Source organism: Photobacterium sp. DNB22_13_2, assembly GCF_052873915.1.
The window spans coordinates 27,588-44,217 of sequence record NZ_JBNNXU010000004.1; the positions used below are offsets into that span (position 1 = coordinate 27,588).

Genomic DNA, 16,630 nt, shown 5'->3' on the forward strand with positions numbered 1-16,630 from the left:
ATGACTATCGCAGATCAACTAATTACATTTTTTTCGCAAGAAAATTAGACAAGATTCTCACCTTGAATTAAGCTACCCCAGTCAATGCGCAAGGTTGCGTATTGACTGGATTTTCGCTTTTCAGGGATAACCTTTTACCATGAATATGGTTTTTAAGAGCCACCAGCTACAATCAGATAATCACGCCTATATTGAACTTAGCAAAGAAACGCTGAAAAAGCAGTTGTCCATTCTCTTTCCCGTTGCCGGAATCATTTTTCTCATCATTGCCTTTTCTTATTTCGTAGCAACAAATTCACTTTGGCTTACTAGCCAGGCTCTGCTTGGCGCTCTATTATGTCAACTATTAGCATCGGTCAATAAACGTACGGAAAGCCCACAAATTCTTATTTGGATTTTTATTGCGTACACCACCACGAATTGCATTCACGGGTTTTACACCGACGGGCCAAATTTATTGAATAACACCATTGCTCTCACCATACCTTTACTGTGCTTTTTCACCCTAAGACATCAGTATGCATACTGGTATAGCCTGCTCTTTGGGTTGTATTACGTCGCAATGAGCGCCGATGAATATATACAAAAGCACCTTCAAATCAACGAAGCCCTGCAAAATATCAGCGCCTATGCCATGGTTTTAGTAATGGCCTACTTATTGGCGCAACACCGTAATGAAGCGATCAACCGAGTAAAAATAACCGCCAAGAAAGATTTTCTCACCGGGCTACTTAACCGTAAGGCCCTAGAAGAACAATACCTCCACCAAACGTACCGGTGTAACCGTTATTTGAAAGATCTTTCGTTAGTTCTGATTGATATTGATGGCCTGAAAGACATCAATGACAGATATGGGTTAGAAATTGGCGATAAGATGCTGATTATGGTATCTCAACACTTGAATCATCACCTACGCGTCGGCGACAGTTTGGCCCGCATGGGAAGTGGTGAATTTTGTTTGCTCTTACCCGATACCTCACAGGCCGATGCTGAACTCACCGCCTTGAATATTATACAAGACATCAAAAAATGGCAGCTAGAATTGGAGTGCGGTAAGCACCTTTCAGTCACCGTCAGTATTGGCCTAACATTAGTTGAATACCAGAACTTCAGCCTAGATTACATTAAAGCTGACAGTGCCCTACTTCGTGCCAAGAATTGGGGCAAAGATCAAATTGCGATTGGATAGAAATGATGACAACAAAAACCCTTTGCCAATGGAAATGTTTCTCTGTTGAGCAGTCGCAGCACACTCTTCCCGATGGAAGAGAGATTGAGTTTACAACCGTCAAACATCCCGGGGCAGTGATTATCGTCCCTATCGACGAGGCGGGTAATCTAGTAATGATTAACCAATACAGACCAGCCATCAAAGATTGGATATTGGAATTTCCAGCAGGCACTCTAGAAATCAATGAAGATATTCTTGGCTGCGCCCAACGAGAGTTAGCAGAAGAAACTCAGTTGAGTGCTCGTCATTGGCATAACCTGGGGGAACTATTCCCAGTTCCAGGTTTCTGTGACGAGGTACAGTATCTTTTCCTCGCCACAGATCTTAAGCCTTACCAAGCCCAATGTGATGAAGATGAAGTGATTGAAGTCGTAACACTCACAGCATCAGACTTTCTTAACAAGGTGGCGCAGAACGAGATCAAAGATGCCAAAACGCTTGCCGCATTTCTTAAACTGCAAGCTAAAGGGATGCTACAGCCGAGCTAATTGTAATGAAACATTAAGAAGCCAAGCGCTCTGTCGCATTTTACTGCTAACTGTGGCATCTTGCTGCCAAACTCATTTAAGTGACGCTATCAGCCATGGATAAACTATTTTCTTTTCTTAATAAATTCGCATCTATCGTTGCAATGCTTATGTTCGTCACTGGCGGTGGCATGGCTTTATTTGTGTTCTTTTACGGTAATTAAGCAACTAGGTAACTGCCGTGAGAAAGCTGCAGAACGGTTGGTATGTGTTACATACGCATACCGCCATCGACCTCAAGTACACGCCCAGTATAATAATCGTTTTCGAAGATATACTTTACCGCATGGGCAATCTCGCTAGCATCTCCAATTCTGCCAACAGGGATCATTGACTTCAGTCTTTCTATCGCTTCAGGTTTGAGTTGCTTAGCCATTGCCGTTTCTACTACACCTGGGGCAATCGCGGCGGCTCTGATCCCATGACGGGCAAGCTCTTTGGCCCAACATACCGCCATCGTTGCAACTGCAGCCTTGGATGCAGCATAATTAGTCTGTCCGATGTTCCCCGCCCGGGCCACACTCGAAATATTAATAATCGCGCCATGATTTCCAGCAGAAACCATATTTGCAGCGGCTTCTCTGCCACACAAAAATGTCCCGGTGACGTTCACGTCCATCACTGTCGAAAATTGTTCCAGTGTCATTTTCTCTACAGTGTCATCTTTTGCCTTAACCAAAAGGCCATCCCGGAGTACACCCGCATTATTGATTAAACCGTTTAGCTGGCCGAAATCTTCCATTATGTTTTCAAATACCGCCACAACTTGTTGCTCATGAGTCACATCTGCTAAATAGGTTAACGTTTTGGCACTCAACATTTGGCACTGTTGTTTGGTTTCGTGTAGGCCTTCTTCGTTCAAATCGATCAATGCCAACTCTGCACCCGCCTGAGCGAGACCGATCGCCATCATTTGCCCAAGCCCCTGTCCAGCCCCAGTAATGGCAATGACACTTTGTTTTAAATCCATAAATCCCCCAACAATAGTCGCTACAATAGAGATCACTTAGATTGCTTACGGTAAAACTCAAACAAACTTGAGAAATCCCGGAGTTCATTCCCTTCAGCGTTATGGAAGGCATATAAGTTTCGAGCAAGCGTTCCCATCGGAATTGGTGACTGGCTATTCGTTGCCGCTTCCAATCCAAGCCCTAAGTCTTTCAACATCAATTTGGCCATAAAGCCAGGTTGATATTGGTTCGAGGCTGGTGCTTTTTCCATAATCCCCGGGCATGGGTTATAGAGTTCTAACGCCCAGTTACGTCCTGAGCTTTGCAGCATGATTTCTGACAACACTTTAGGATCCAAACCATTGTCTATACCCAAGCTCAGCGCCTCGCAAGTGCCCGACATGATAATCCCCAGCATTAGGTTATTGCAGATCTTCGCCATTTGACCATCACCGGCGTTACCGGCATGAAAAATATTCTTACCCACATGTTGCAAAACCACTTGAGCTTGTTTGAAACCAGCATCAGAACCACCAACAATAAATGTCAGCGTGCCAGCCTGCGCACCAGCCACGCCACCAGACACTGGAGCATCCACAAATTCAAAACCTTGCGAGTGTGCTTCCTGTGCAACGAGTTTTGCTGAAGCAGGATCGATAGTTGATGAATCAATTAAGAAAGTGCCAGCATCAATCATTTTGAGCAAGCCCACACCACCTTGATGATCACCAAGATAGACCGCTCTAACATGCTCCCCTGCTGGTAACATTGTCATTACCGTTTCGGCACCTTTTACGCACTCCTCCATTGAACTCGCAACCGTTGCCCCCTCTGATTTCAAGGCGTGTGTAGCCGCTGCATTGATATCGTAAACCGAGACATGACAACCGGCTTTAAGTAAATTCAGCACCATAGGGTGGCCCATGTTACCGAGACCAATAAAAGCAATGTTCATCACTCATCTCCTTCGTGAACATCATTAAGCCCCAACGCCTGTAATGGATGCTCATTGTCTGCCCAAAGTGGGGTAAATAAAGTATCTATCACAGCGTGATCAACACTGGCGATATCTGAAAATAACCACTTTGGCTGGTTGGTTTTCTCTATCAGCCGCGCCTTTACCCCTTCATAAAACTCGCCAAGTTCGCCACAACGAACTGACAGGGTTAGCTCTAGACGAAAACAATCGGCTAACGATTCGTAGTGGAATTGGGTTAACTGGCGATAGCAGATATGAGCTGTGATCGGACTTCCTTCTCTTAATGTCTGCTTAGCCCTTCGTAGCCATTTACCTTCGCTTGCATCTACCGGCTCTGCCATGGCTTGGATTTGCTCATAAATTTCTTGCAACGAGCCATATTGGCAAGCGGTTTGAATCGCTTGTAAATGAGGTATCAACGCATTTTGTGGGTGGGTATATTTCGCTTCATTTCCCAAGCCGTCTAGTAGCTCAGTAACGCCTTGATATGGTTCGACATCATCCCAATTGACTTGCTGAAGCTTCTCTAACAGCATCCCCTTTTGATGTGGAAGCAAGATATGCTCAGTCATTGAAAGTGCTAAAGCATCTGTTGCATTGACAGTCGCGCCAGTTAAACCGAGAAAAAGGCCAACACCTTGTGGCAAATGATTGAGAAACCATGTGCCACCAACATCAGGATATAGACCAATACTGATTTCCGGCATTGCCAACTTCGATGTTGGCGTTGTAATACGGTGACTTGCACCAATATACAACCCTATGCCACCGCCCATTACTATACCCTGCCCCCACACAATCACTGGCTTGGAATAGGTATGAATGAGGTAATCGGTTTTATATTCAATGGTAAAATAGTCGGTTAAATATCCGATCGCGTGGCAAGAACTATCAGGGGAATCAGCGGATTTTGTCTCATGCATAACCCGATACATTGCCCTAACGTCCCCTCCGGCGCAGAAGGCTTTATCCCCAGTACCGTGGATTAATACGCCGACAATATTATGATCATCTTGCCAATGCTTTAGGGCCTCATGTAGCACTACCAACATTTCGAAGGTCAATGCATTTAAAGAGTCAGTATTGTTTAATTCCGCAACACCAAATTTCAATCCTCCGCCACATTCTAGTTCACTGATATTGACCAAACCTGACATCATATTCCCCCCTGAATTTAGCTATTACGATCAGCCTCAAGCTCTTTAGCGATTTTTCCACTCTGGTCGACGCTTATCTAAAAAAGCTTTAACTCCTTCGGTTTGATCCTCGGTATCAAACAATTTCATAAATAGCTCACGTTCTCGGATCAGGCCATGACTTAAAGGAGAAAAACGACAGTTTTGTATCAAAGCTTTGCACGCTGCAACGGAGGAAGGTGATTGATTGGCAACATCACTTGCCATTGTTTTTGCACTCTCCAACGATTGCCCTGAAGCAACAACATGTTCAACAAGACCAATATCCAACGCTTGTGACGCCGTCACTCTTTCACCACATAATATTATCCGTTTTGCCCATCCTTCTCCTACCAACCAGGTCAGATTCTGGGTACCACCAGCGCAAGGTAATAACCCAACTTTGGCTTCAGGTAATGCCAAACTCGCATGCGCTTCAGCGATACGAATATCACACGCCAAGGCAACTTCTAAACCGCCACCCATTGCGTACCCGTTAATGGCAGCAATCGATACACCTCGAAATTGACTTAGCGTCTCAAAGGCTTCACCAAATGCTTGTGCCATGCTAAGAGCAACCGCTTTGTCGCCATCGGCGAACAAATTCAGATCGGCACCAGCAGAGAAGAATTTTTCTCCCTGCCCAGTGATTACTAACGCATAGATATTTTTATCTTCATTGAGTTTTAATACGGTATCGCGAAGAAGTTTTAAACTGTTTTCAGTCCAGGTATTGGCCGGAGGGTTATTCATGGTCAACACGGCTGTGTGACCATCCAAAACGATTTCTATGGCATTTGTTTGTGACATGAGGTTCCCCTCTAGTATATTGGGTTATAGCAAGCGACTACCTTCACTGAGCACCCGCCTGGCAATAATCAACCGCATAATTTCATTAGTGCCCTCTAGAATTTGATGTACTCTGACATCGCGAAAATAACGCTCTAACGGATACTCTTTGATATAACCGTAGCCACCATATAGCTGTAGCGCTTGATCACAGACTCTAAATCCCACGTCGGTTGCAAATCGCTTAGCCATGGCACAATATGCCGTTGCCTCTGGTGCTTGTTGATCCAATTGAAATGCGGCATATCGTACTAACTGCCTTGCTGCGATCAATTCGGTGGTCATATCTGCGAGCTTGAACTGGACGGATTGGAAGTCTGCCAGTTTTTTTCCAAATTGCTTACGTTCATTAACGTACTGACTAGCCATTTCCAACGCTTGTTGCGCAGTACCTAGCGAGCATGTTGCAATATTTATCCGTCCGCCATCCAACCCTTTCATGGCAAACTTAAACCCATCTCCTTCACTACCCAGTAAGTACCTCGAAGGAATGTGCACATCATCAAAGGTTACTGCTCTGGTCGGCTGGCTATTCCAACCCATTTTTGGCTCTTTTCGTCCATAACTGATCCCATTCGTATCAGCAGGTACCACAAAGGCTGATATACCCGATGCCCCCTTTGAAGTCGTATCCGTTCTTGCCATCACGACCAGTACATCGGTATCACCAGCACCAGAGATAAACGCTTTAGCCCCGTTAATAATGTATTCATTAGCTTGTTTTTTTGCGGTCGTCGTTAAGGAAGCAGCGTCAGATCCGGCGTTCGCTTCAGTTAAACAATAAGAGCCAAGGCTCCCTCCGCTAACTAACAAAGGGCAAAACTGATCTTTAACGTCATCTGCGGCAAAGTTGGTTATCATCCAAGCGACCATATTATGGATGGTCATATATGCGGTTGTTGACGTGCACCCCATAGCCAATTGTTCAAAGATAATAGAGGCATCAAGCCTTGTGAGTCCCAATCCACCTTGTTGTTCTGGAACATATAGGCTCAGAAAGCCCATTTCACCGGCTTCTTTCAATACATCTTTAGGAAATATTTGGTTTTCATCCCATTGTGCAGCGTTTGGCGCAAGCCTGTCTTTTGCAAATTGGGTCGCAGCATCCGCAAAGGCGCGTTGGTCTTCAGTCAAAGAGAAATCCATACCAGCTCCTTATGAAAGGTCTATCGAGTATTTAGCGCAGATGTATGGTCATATTCGGCCCATCAGGAATGTCTTCATCAAACCAACGAGCCGTAACGGTTTTGGTTTCGGTATAAAACCTCACCGCTTGCTTACCATATGCATGTAAGTCGCCATAAAAGCTGCCACGCCATCCAGTAAACGAGAAAAACGGTAGCGGGACAGGTATTGGCACATTCACGCCGACTTGCCCAACTTGAATACGATGTTGGAATTTTCTCGCTGCGGCTCCGCACGCTGTGAAAATAGATGTACCATTGCCGTATGGGTTGTTATTGATAAGGGTGATCGCTTCATCAAGCGTATCAACGGCAATACACACCAATACCGGACCAAAGATTTCCTGTTGATATATCGCCATTTCAGTAGTCGCACCACTAAACAATGTCGGTCCTAACCAATTGCCATCCGGATAATTTTCGACGGTACAATTTGAGCCGTCTACTTCACATATCGCACCTTGTTGTTTACCTTGCTCAATAAGCTGCAATACTCGCTGTTTAGCGGCTGGGCTTATTAGTGGCCCATAGGCTGCATTGCTGTCATCGGAAGGTCCCGGTTTGACTTTTTCCATAGCGGCTTTTAAATCAGACACAATATCACTGGCATTCCCTACCAGCACCGCCACTGATATCGCCATACATCGCTGGCCTGCCGCACCAACCGATGAGCCCACAAGGTGATTCACAACTTGCCCCATATTGGCATCAGGCATGACCACCATATGGTTCTTTGCCCCTGCAAACGCTTGAACACGCTTTAAATTATGGGTGCCTGTTTGGTATATATACTTTGCAACCGGTACAGAGCCGACAAAAGAAATGGTTCGGATATCATGGTGGGCTAACAGGTAATCCACCTGCTCTTTGCCACCATGAACTATCTGAAGTACCCCTCGAGGGGCGCCTGCTTGTTCAAACAACTCAGCCAACCGCATTGCGGTCAACGGTACTTGCTCGGAAGGTTTAAGAACAAAAGTGTTGCCGGCAGCAATCGCCATTGGAAACATCCACAAAGGGATCATGGCTGGAAAGTTAAAAGGCGTTATACCGCAACATACGCCAAGTGGTTGAATCAAAGAATAACTGTCAATGTCACTGGCGACATTCTCTACTGTCTCTCCCATCATCAAACTCGCAATATTCGCGGCTTGCTCGACCACCTCGATACCACGCCACACATCTCCTTTGGCATCAGCAAAGTTCTTCCCTGTTTCGCTGGAAAGTATTTGAGCCAACTCATCATGATGATCTTTGAGTATTTGTTGGTACGAGAGCATTAAACGAGCACGCTCTGGAATCGGGACCTCTCGCCAATGTTCAAACGTAACAACTGCACTGGCAATTGCTGCTTCCATTTCGAGTTCAGTCGCACAGGGAACACTGGCAATGACCGCATTGGTCGCAGGATTTGTCACTTCAACCCATTGCTTAGCGGATGAACCTTTGAATTCTCCATCAATATATAGCGGAACAGGAGAAATAGGATTTGTGTCATTCATATCAGCTCCTCACTTATTCAGTGTTACCCACTTCAATGGCGATGGCTGTGGCTTCCCCCCCACCAATACAGCAAGCTGCAATACCGCGAACAGGGCGACCGATACTTTTATGAAGCCGATTAAGGCGGTGAATAAGTGTCACGATAATTCTTGTCCCACTGGCACCAATAGGGTGTCCTAGCGCACATGCGCCTCCGTCAGGATTTACACGCTCAGGATCTATTCCTAATTCTTTGGTCGCCATTTGCGTAACAACAGCAAAGGCTTCATTAATTTCCCAGCTGTCTACCTGCTCTGGCGACCACGAAAGTTTGTCCAAGAGTTGGCGAATGGCGTAAACCGGGGCGACAGTAAATTCTGCGGGTTGACGTGCATGACTGGAATGCGCTGATATAACCGCTAATGGCTTGTGACCTTGCTGCCTGGCAAGACGTCCTTCCATTAATATAACTGCAGCAGCCCCATCAGAAATAGAACTGGAATTCCCAGCGGTTACTGTACCTCCCTCAACAAAGGCAGGTCGAAGGACTGGTAGCTTAGCCAAGTTGATTTCGTTCGGGTGTTCATCACGGCTAACGACAACATCACCTTTAGGGTTAGCCACATTGACCGGTATAATTTCACTATCAAACCAGCCTTGTTCTTGCGCAATCAACGCGCGCTCTACTGATTTAACCGCCCACTTATCCATGCTTTGGCGGGTATAATGGCGTTCGTCGGCAATTTTTTGGGCATAGACCCCCATTAAATCACCTTCATATGCATCTTGTAGGCCATCAAGAAACATATGATCGTGCAAAGTACTGTGGCCTAATCGAAGGCCCGAACGAATTTTACTTTGCAGGTATGGCGCATTACTCATGCTTTCCATCCCACCGGCCACCACTGTCTGGTTAGTACCAACCAAAATTGCATCATGACCCAGCATTACACTCTTCATGCCTGAGCCACACACTTTATTGATGGTGGTGCAGCCAATATTGTCTGGAATACCTGCTTTTAATGCAGCTTGTCTTGCCGGTGCTTGACCGCACCCCGCAAGTAAAACGTGCCCCATTAAAACTTCATCAATCATTTCTGCCGAAAGACCGGAATGCCGTAATGCGCCTTTAATGGCGACACTACCCAGCTCGGAAGCACTTAGTGACGATAGCTCTCCTTGAAAACTACCGATAGGTGTTCGGTTTGCCGCGATGACCCACACTTCCTTACTCATAACAAAGCCCTCTTGATGTGCTCTATCTCTGCAGGCGATTTCTTGACGTTTACGTAAGCATAGCACTAACATTTACGTAAACGTTAAGAAACAAATCCAAGACACATTGCAGTAGTGAAGCCATGACCTAACCATTGTTGTGCGGTCACATTGGGGGGCAAAGCAAGGTGGAAACGTTCAAAATAAGCGAAATAGCCAGAGAATTTGACATCACCACCCGAAGCATCCGTTTCTATGAGGATGTAGGGTTATTGCAGCCCAAAAGAAAAGGGAACACCCGTGTTTACCACCGTCGAGATAAGATCAGGCTCAAGCTAATCTTACGTGGTAAAAGGCTCGGCTTTTCATTGGCCGAAATCCGTGAGCTGTTCGATCTGTACGACACGAATCAAAGCTCATCGCAACTCAATAAGATGCTGATCATTATTGATACCAAACAAGCCGTACTCAAACGCCAGCTTGAAGATATCAATGTCGTCATGACCGAACTGCAAATCGCCAAAGATAAATGCCATCAAGCTTTAAATATTCAGGCATCAGATAATCAACAAGAACCTTAATCTCACTTTCATTATGTTTGATGGAGCGCTTATGAAAGACAGCTTCACCCCTTTAAATTATGGCCTAGGAGAGACCATTGATATGCTCCGTGAGCAAGTTAATGGTTTTGCTGAACAAGCTATCCTCCCCCTAGCAGCGGACATTGATAAAAGTAATCAATTTCCCAACCACTTATGGCCATTGATGGGAGAGATGGGTTTGCTGGGAGTCACCGTCAGCGAAGAATATGGCGGTGCTGATATGGGCTACCTCGCCCATGTTGTCGCCATGGAAGAAATCAGCCGGGCATCGGCTTCTGTCGGCCTGAGCTATGGCGCTCATTCCAACCTCTGCGTTAATCAAATTTATCGCCATGGTACTGATAAACAGAAAGCCAAGTATCTTCCCAAACTGGTTAGTGGCGAGCATATTGGTGCGCTAGCTATGAGTGAACCCAATGCGGGATCAGACGTTATCAGCATGCAACTCAAGGCGCAAAACCAAGGCGATCATTATCTGCTTAACGGCAGCAAAATGTGGATCACCAATGGTCCAGATGCTGACACCATAATTGTCTACGCCAAGACGGCCCCCGATGAAGGTTCACATGGCATCTCCGCGTTTATTATCGAAAAGCAGTTCCCCGGTTTTAGTCATGCACAAAAACTGGACAAGCTCGGTATGCGTGGTTCCAATACCTGTGAGCTTGTATTCAATGACTGTGTTGTGCCATCAGCGAACCTACTGGGAGAACTAAACAAGGGTGTACAAGTACTCATGAGTGGCCTGGACTATGAGCGGGTTGTTCTGGCTGCTGGGCCATTGGGGATCATGAGAGCCTGTATAGATCTCGTTGTACCCTACGTTCACGACAGGAAGCAATTTGGCCGCTCTATTGGCGAGTTCCAACTCGTCCAAGCCAAAGTTGCAGACATGTATACCCGAACCAATGCTGCGCGTGCCTATGTCTATACCGTCGCCAAGGCCTGTGACCGTGGTGAAGCGACCCGCAAAGATGCCGCTGGTGTCATTTTATATGCAGCGGAAATCGCAACCCAATTGGCGTTAGACACCATACAACTGTTGGGTGGAAACGGCTACATCAACGAATTTCCTGCCGGTCGTTTATTACGTGATGCCAAACTCTATGAAATCGGCGCAGGAACATCAGAAATACGCAGGATGTTAATTGGGCGTGAGCTTTTTGAAGAATCCAAGTAGGGACAGACGATGACGATACTCAAGTCTACAGTCAATCGAGACGATAATTTTTACGCTAAGAACTTCCAAAATATGGCCGCTATTGTCGACCAACTGCAGACTTATGTTGAAACCATCAAGCTCGGTGGTGGAACCAACTCGATAAAAAAACAACAAGAAAAAGGTAAGCAGCCGGTAAGAACCAGAATCCAAGCCCTACTCGACCCTGACAGTGAATTTCTAGAAATAGGCCAATTCGCAGCTTGGAACGTTTACATTGAATCTATCCCCTGCGCGGGTGTTATAGCAGGTATCGGGCGGGTTCAAGGTATTGAATGCATGGTCGTTGCCAACGACCCTTCCGTTAAAGGCGGCACCTACTACCCACTTACTGTAAAAAAACACCTTCGAGCACAAGAGATCGCAGAGCGCTGCCATTTACCTTGTATTTATCTTGTCGATTCTGGTGGAGCCAACCTTCCCCATCAAGCTGATGTTTTTCCAGACCGTGATCATTTCGGTCGCATTTTTTATAACCAAGCGCGAATGTCTGCTAAAGGGATCCCCCAAGTTGCTGTTGTTATGGGCTCCTGCACGGCTGGTGGTGCTTACGTACCGGCAATGGCAGATGTCTCTATTATTATCAAAGAACAAGGGACCATTTTTTTGGCCGGTCCTCCTCTTGTTAAAGCAGCCACAGGTGAGATAGTAACAGCTGAAGAATTGGGCGGGGCCTATGTCCATTGCAAAACATCAGGTGTTGCCGACTATTTTGCCAATGATGAACAGCATGCTATTGAATTAGCAAGACAAGCCATAGACAGTTGCGCCCTTCCTCCTTTTGCACCACTAAGCCATAACTCACCAGCACCTCGATATCCAGCCGATGAGTTGTTTGGGATTGTTGGCACCGATTTGCGGACGCCGTTCAACATTCGAGAAGTCATTGCCCGGGTTGTAGATAACTCTGAGTTTGATGAATTTAAAGCGCTTTATGGGACTACACTGGTATGTGGCTTTGCCAAAGTTTACGGTCAACAGGTAGGCATTGTCGCCAACAATGGCATTTTGTTTTCCGAGTCTGCGCAAAAAGGCGCACACTTTATCGAATTATGCTGCAAACGTAACATTCCTCTTTTGTTTCTGCAGAACATCACTGGCTTTATGGTAGGTAAAAAATGCGAGTCGGAAGGGATAGCCAAACACGGCGCTAAAATGGTTATGGCCGTTGCTTGCGCCGATGTACCGAAGTTTACCGTCATTATTGGTGGCTCTTATGGTGCGGGAAATTACGGAATGTGTGGCCGCGCGTACAGCCCAACCATGATGTGGATGTGGCCTAACGCTCGCATATCGGTAATGGGTGGGGAGCAAGCCGCTGGCGTCTTAGCCCAAGTAAACCGTGATAACAAAAAACGGCAAGGTGAACAGTGGACAGCCGAAGAGGAAGAAGCCTTCAAACAACCCATTCGAGATTTGTACGAAGAGCAAGGCTCGCCCTACTATGCCAGCGCACGGCTTTGGGATGATGGCATCATCGACCCGCGTGACACACGACATGTAGTCGGAACAGCCTTGCATGCTTGCCAAAGAGCACCGAAAACTGAAAGTACGTTTGGTATATTTCGGATGTGAGGCATTACATGGACAGTGAGGTAGCAGCATGAGTCGGAACACCACGGAGCATGAAAGCAGTACCCTGCACATTGAAGACGATGAAGTACTATTTCATCTCGATGACAAAGGTATCGGGACGATTACGCTAAATCGTCCCAATAAAAAAAATGCCTTCGACAACCGCTGCATTTCGATTCTGCTCAGTATTCTTCTTCATGTTCGAGACGATTCTAATGTGAGAGCTTTGGTTTTACGTGCTAACGGCAGTCATTTTAGTGCAGGGGCAGATCTTAATTGGATGAAATCTCTCGCTGACTACACCGTTGAAGAAAACATAGAGGATGCCGAAAAACTTGCCGAGTTACTCCATCAACTAGACACCTTTCCCGCCCCCACCATCGCCATGGTTCAGGGAGCCGCTTTCGGCGGTGCGCTCGGCTTAATTTGTTGCTGTGATATCGCTATCGCCACTCAAGATTGCCTATTTTGCTTAAGTGAAGTAAAACTTGGGCTAGCACCTGCAACTATAAGCCCTTATGTTTGCCGAGCTATGGGACAACGGCAAGCAAGGCGCTATATGCTCACGGCAGAGCTTATCAATGCAGAGCAAGCGAAAGAACTGAATCTTATCCATGAGCTCGCACCAACCATTTATTCATTAGATGAACACCTTAAACATTTTCTTCATCATATAGTAAAGACCAGCCCTAATGCCGTTCGAGAAGCTAAGGCCCTTTGCCATCTGTGCGAGTCAGAAACCAATAATTCATCATTAAGAAAAAAAACCAGCGAGAGCATTGCTAAATTGCGTGTATCCCCTGAAGGGCAAGAAGGTTTGAGCGCATTTTTAGAGAAGCGCACTCCTAACTGGATGACAGAACATGATTAGACGACCAGATAATTCCAGTGATTTTCCGACCTCAGTGACCCTCTATGAAGTGGGTGCACGTGATGGCTTGCAGAACGAAGCCACCCTACCTACGCAAAATAAAGTCGATTTCATCAATCTACTGTCACAAACGGGGCTTAGCCATATTGAAATGGGGTCATTTGTCTCAGCCAAGCGTGTTCCACAAATGGCTGACTCGTTAAATGTCATGCGGGCTCTCGAACGAAATAACACTATCACCTATTCTGCACTTACTCCCAATATTCAAGGTTTCGAAATGGCATTAAGTGCAGAAGTCGATGAAGTTGCTATATTTGGCTCGGCCTCTGAAGGTTTTAGCCAACACAACATCAATTGTTCTATCAGCGAAAGCCTTAAACGTTTTGAACCGGTTATGGCTTTGGCTTTACTACACAATATACCGGTAAGAGGCTATCTCTCTTGTGTTATTGATTGCCCCTATGACGGCGCCACAGACGTAAACCAAGTGATGCACGTTGCTGAAACGTTGATTGATATGGGTTGTTATCAAGTTTCTCTAGGAGATACAATCGGTACTGGCACACCGTTGAAAGTTGCAAATCTGTTAGACACGGTTATAAACCACATTCCTCGTCATCAAATAGCCGTGCATTTCCATAACACATGGGGTCAGGCATTGCCCAATATCTACCAAGCTTTATCTATGGGAATTAACACCATTGATGCCAGTGTTGCAGGTTTAGGAGGATGCCCTTATGCACCCGGTGCGAGTGGTAATGTCGCCACTGAAGATGTTGTCTATCTCTGTCACCAGTTGGGCATTGAAACCGGTATTAACCTGAACTCGTTAGCTGAAGCTGGCTGGATGATTTGTCGATCGCTCGATATTACACCGCGTTCCAATGTATCCCTTGCGATGAAAGCTAAACAACTTCAATAAAAACCTTTCTTAATCAACATAAAAAAAGTGGTAACTACCTTAACAAAGGTAATTACCACTAACTCACCATGAACTCCATCCTATCCTCATCGCTCATTTAGCAGCACCGCTGCCAATTTACTGAGTCGCAACATCTGTTAATAACTTTCTGATCTCAAGAACCGCTGCTCTGCTTCAAGTTCATTAACCGCTCGCCACAATTTTTGCTCTCGTTCTTGTAACTTTGTGTGCATTACACTGCCAGGCTTCACGTGAAGTATCTCTGAGGGCCCGATAAATTGATCGGCTTCATTATTGAAAAGCAGCCTAAATTCTTCCAACGTCGGCAAGCAATTGTTTTCCTCCTCAAATGATTCAAAAATATCGATCACTTTGTGTGAAACGTCCCTTTTGATCCCTTCTAAATCAACACTATCCATTAGTTTCTCCAAATATTTAACCACGAGTGTTAATCAATCTAGACATGATAAGTGTAGTTGATGAAGAAAATATTTTTCATATTAAGGAATTTCATGTGTAACAAATTATTCCATGTAATAAACTTCTGTTTTAGTTGAGTAAAACCAAAATTGAACAGCGTACACACAATAATTTCGGCTTTATTTGTTTTAATTTTTTAGAAATAGATCTCATTTTCATAAATATACCCACTTTGTATGTATTCAGTGGTTACTCGTCTATACTTGTCAATATATCAATGAGTTAGTTTACTTTTATTGTCGTGGGAGAAGCAAGATGTGGCGTTATTTAACTCCCTTTGATTACAGACTCAAAGCGGTATCAGTTAGATTCGCTGTTGCGGTTCCATTACTTTTACCCTTCTTTGGTATGACAACCGAAATAAAAGAAGATGCTTATGACATCTATTATGATCGGTTGTACTCTGACATCAACGATGAAGACAGTATTCAAGATTGGATTGATGAAACGCAAGATGAAATCTCTGACACCATCCATGATTACAGTAGTTCAATTGACCATTTCATGGCTAAAAAAGATGAAGAGTTACCCATCACAAATCGCAGCTACCTACGTTTAAAATTCAAGGGGCGATATACACACCGTGACTATCTAGACTTGGATGCAAGCGTAAAATTAAAACTCGACCTTCCCCATACAGAAAAGAACTGGAAACTTATCCTCGACACCGATCCTGATGACTTTGACAGACTAGAAGATAAACAACGTGGCATTTCAAATAACTCTGACAACGGTTTATCTGGTGCCGTGGGTGGAGTACAGCTACAAGGTCAGCAATGGGGAAAATGGCGAACAAACTTGGACCTTGGTTTAAAAATAAAACTTCCACTTGATCCCTTTGCCCGGGCAGACCTTCGTCGAATTGATAGACTAAGTCACACTTGGACAAGCCGTATAAAACAAGAAGTGTTTTATTATGACTCCAAAGGACCTGGCGCCTTAACCTCGTTAAATTTCTATTTTGCTTCGCAAGAAGACCTGAGTACTATACTCAAACTCAGTTCCTCTGCACAGTATTTGGACAATGATGATAATTGGGAGTTTGTACAACAGGCTGAAATATTTGACAGAATAGGTCAAGATAACTTACTGCAATATTCAATTGGTGTTAGTGCTGATTCTCAACCGAATTATTCAATTACCAACTCCTGGATATCACTGGCATGGAAGCACCGACTGTATAGTGATTGGCTTTATATGACTGTCACACCCGAACTAGACTTTCAGGATGAGTTTCAATATAAAGTCAACCCGGGAATTATGCTTGAATTCGAGTTGTTCTTCACGGCAGAAGGCGGTATAGACAGATTAGCCAGAAAAATCCCTTATCCAACGAATTAAAAAACTCAGCAAACCTAAATCGACTTAC

General features: G+C 45.1%; 16 protein-coding genes. 8 read left to right on the forward strand and 8 right to left on the reverse strand.

Annotation, left to right across the window (positions count from 1 at the left end; translation table 11 throughout):
- Positions 1 to 139: 139 nt before the first annotated feature.
- Positions 140 to 1,189: a GGDEF domain-containing protein gene (locus tag ACVA58_RS07575; protein WP_446509836.1), complete on the forward strand. Its 1,050-nt coding sequence runs from the start codon at positions 140 to 142 to the stop codon at positions 1,187 to 1,189.
- Between the two features lie 5 nt (positions 1,190 to 1,194).
- Positions 1,195 to 1,719, forward strand: coding sequence for an NUDIX hydrolase (locus ACVA58_RS07580; protein WP_446510140.1), 525 nt, complete (start codon positions 1,195 to 1,197; stop codon positions 1,717 to 1,719).
- A 250-nt stretch (positions 1,720 to 1,969) separates the two neighbouring features.
- Here the strand turns inward: ACVA58_RS07580 and ACVA58_RS07585 are convergent, their stop codons facing one another.
- Genes ACVA58_RS07585 through ACVA58_RS07615 form a run of 7 tightly spaced genes read right to left on the reverse strand, consistent with a single transcriptional unit; the run spans position 1,970 to position 9,613 of the window.
- Positions 1,970 to 2,728, reverse strand: a complete 759-nt coding sequence (locus tag ACVA58_RS07585; RefSeq protein WP_446509837.1) for an SDR family oxidoreductase — start codon at positions 2,726 to 2,728, stop codon at positions 1,970 to 1,972.
- A gap of 32 nt (positions 2,729 to 2,760) precedes the next feature.
- Positions 2,761 to 3,666, reverse strand: a complete 906-nt coding sequence (gene mmsB, locus ACVA58_RS07590; RefSeq protein ID WP_446509838.1) for a 3-hydroxyisobutyrate dehydrogenase — start codon at positions 3,664 to 3,666, stop codon at positions 2,761 to 2,763.
- Positions 3,663 to 4,844 carry an enoyl-CoA hydratase/isomerase family protein gene (locus ACVA58_RS07595; protein WP_446510141.1) on the reverse strand — a complete coding sequence of 394 codons (1,182 nt, stop codon included), beginning with the start codon at positions 4,842 to 4,844 and terminating at the stop codon, positions 3,663 to 3,665. Before ACVA58_RS07595 ends, mmsB begins: the two co-directional genes overlap by 4 nt.
- Before the next feature lie 45 nt (positions 4,845 to 4,889).
- Positions 4,890 to 5,672 carry an enoyl-CoA hydratase gene (locus ACVA58_RS07600; protein WP_446509839.1) on the reverse strand — a complete coding sequence of 261 codons (783 nt, stop codon included), beginning with the start codon at positions 5,670 to 5,672 and terminating at the stop codon, positions 4,890 to 4,892.
- Positions 5,673 to 5,696: 24 nt separating this feature from the next.
- On the reverse strand, positions 5,697 to 6,857 hold the full coding sequence (locus ACVA58_RS07605; RefSeq protein WP_446509840.1) for an acyl-CoA dehydrogenase family protein: 1,161 nt from the start codon (positions 6,855 to 6,857) through the stop codon (positions 5,697 to 5,699).
- Between the two features lie 31 nt (positions 6,858 to 6,888).
- Positions 6,889 to 8,397, reverse strand: a complete 1,509-nt coding sequence (locus ACVA58_RS07610) for a CoA-acylating methylmalonate-semialdehyde dehydrogenase (RefSeq protein ID WP_446509841.1) — start codon at positions 8,395 to 8,397, stop codon at positions 6,889 to 6,891.
- 13 nt (positions 8,398 to 8,410) lie between these two features.
- Positions 8,411 to 9,613, reverse strand: coding sequence for a thiolase family protein (locus tag ACVA58_RS07615; protein ID WP_446509842.1), 1,203 nt, complete (start codon positions 9,611 to 9,613; stop codon positions 8,411 to 8,413).
- A 167-nt stretch (positions 9,614 to 9,780) separates the two neighbouring features.
- On the opposite strand from ACVA58_RS07615, the gene ACVA58_RS07620 reads away from it, so the two are divergent.
- Genes ACVA58_RS07620 through ACVA58_RS07640 form a run of 5 tightly spaced genes read left to right on the forward strand, consistent with a single transcriptional unit; the run spans position 9,781 to position 14,781 of the window.
- Positions 9,781 to 10,173 (forward strand): MerR family transcriptional regulator, encoded by a 393-nt coding sequence (locus ACVA58_RS07620; protein WP_446509843.1) that lies wholly within the window; start codon positions 9,781 to 9,783, stop codon positions 10,171 to 10,173.
- 31 nt (positions 10,174 to 10,204) lie between these two features.
- A complete protein-coding gene (locus ACVA58_RS07625; protein WP_446509844.1) occupies positions 10,205 to 11,374 on the forward strand; it encodes an isovaleryl-CoA dehydrogenase in 1,170 nt (389 codons plus the stop codon).
- Between the two features lie 9 nt (positions 11,375 to 11,383).
- Entirely contained in the window at positions 11,384 to 12,988 is a 1,605-nt protein-coding gene (locus tag ACVA58_RS07630; RefSeq protein WP_446509845.1) for a carboxyl transferase domain-containing protein, read from the forward strand.
- A gap of 28 nt (positions 12,989 to 13,016) precedes the next feature.
- Positions 13,017 to 13,859 carry an enoyl-CoA hydratase-related protein gene (locus ACVA58_RS07635; RefSeq protein WP_446509846.1) on the forward strand — a complete coding sequence of 281 codons (843 nt, stop codon included), beginning with the start codon at positions 13,017 to 13,019 and terminating at the stop codon, positions 13,857 to 13,859.
- Complete coding sequence (locus ACVA58_RS07640) at positions 13,852 to 14,781, forward strand: hydroxymethylglutaryl-CoA lyase (protein WP_446509847.1); 930 nt, start codon at positions 13,852 to 13,854, stop codon at positions 14,779 to 14,781. Before ACVA58_RS07635 ends, ACVA58_RS07640 begins: the two co-directional genes overlap by 8 nt.
- Before the next feature lie 137 nt (positions 14,782 to 14,918).
- Here ACVA58_RS07640 and ACVA58_RS07645 read toward each other — a convergent pair whose 3' ends face one another.
- The gene (locus ACVA58_RS07645; protein WP_446509848.1) at positions 14,919 to 15,200 is read right to left on the reverse strand and encodes a hypothetical protein; all 282 of its coding nucleotides are present in this window, start codon (positions 15,198 to 15,200) and stop codon (positions 14,919 to 14,921) included.
- 316 nt (positions 15,201 to 15,516) lie between these two features.
- Here ACVA58_RS07645 and ACVA58_RS07650 point away from each other — a divergent pair, with 316 nt between their 5' ends.
- Entirely contained in the window at positions 15,517 to 16,602 is a 1,086-nt protein-coding gene (locus tag ACVA58_RS07650; protein ID WP_446509849.1) for a hypothetical protein, read from the forward strand.
- Positions 16,603 to 16,630: the final 28 nt, after the last annotated feature.

Coding starts and splice junctions, on each gene's coding strand:
- ACVA58_RS07575 (WP_446509836.1), top strand. CDS start 140: ATGAATATGGTTTTTAAGAGCCACCAGCTACAATCAGATAATCACGCC.
- ACVA58_RS07615 (WP_446509842.1), bottom strand. CDS start 9,613: ATGAGTAAGGAAGTGTGGGTCATCGCGGCAAACCGAACACCTATCGGT.
- ACVA58_RS07605 (WP_446509840.1), bottom strand. CDS start 6,857: ATGGATTTCTCTTTGACTGAAGACCAACGCGCCTTTGCGGATGCTGCG.
- ACVA58_RS07630 (WP_446509845.1), top strand. CDS start 11,384: ATGACGATACTCAAGTCTACAGTCAATCGAGACGATAATTTTTACGCT.
- ACVA58_RS07625 (WP_446509844.1), top strand. CDS start 10,205: ATGAAAGACAGCTTCACCCCTTTAAATTATGGCCTAGGAGAGACCATT.
- ACVA58_RS07640 (WP_446509847.1), top strand. CDS start 13,852: ATGATTAGACGACCAGATAATTCCAGTGATTTTCCGACCTCAGTGACC.
- ACVA58_RS07635 (WP_446509846.1), top strand. CDS start 13,017: ATGAGTCGGAACACCACGGAGCATGAAAGCAGTACCCTGCACATTGAA.
- ACVA58_RS07610 (WP_446509841.1), bottom strand. CDS start 8,397: ATGAATGACACAAATCCTATTTCTCCTGTTCCGCTATATATTGATGGA.
- ACVA58_RS07595 (WP_446510141.1), bottom strand. CDS start 4,844: ATGTCAGGTTTGGTCAATATCAGTGAACTAGAATGTGGCGGAGGATTG.
- ACVA58_RS07645 (WP_446509848.1), bottom strand. CDS start 15,200: ATGGATAGTGTTGATTTAGAAGGGATCAAAAGGGACGTTTCACACAAA.
- ACVA58_RS07580 (WP_446510140.1), top strand. CDS start 1,195: ATGACAACAAAAACCCTTTGCCAATGGAAATGTTTCTCTGTTGAGCAG.
- ACVA58_RS07585 (WP_446509837.1), bottom strand. CDS start 2,728: ATGGATTTAAAACAAAGTGTCATTGCCATTACTGGGGCTGGACAGGGG.
- ACVA58_RS07650 (WP_446509849.1), top strand. CDS start 15,517: ATGTGGCGTTATTTAACTCCCTTTGATTACAGACTCAAAGCGGTATCA.
- ACVA58_RS07600 (WP_446509839.1), bottom strand. CDS start 5,672: ATGTCACAAACAAATGCCATAGAAATCGTTTTGGATGGTCACACAGCC.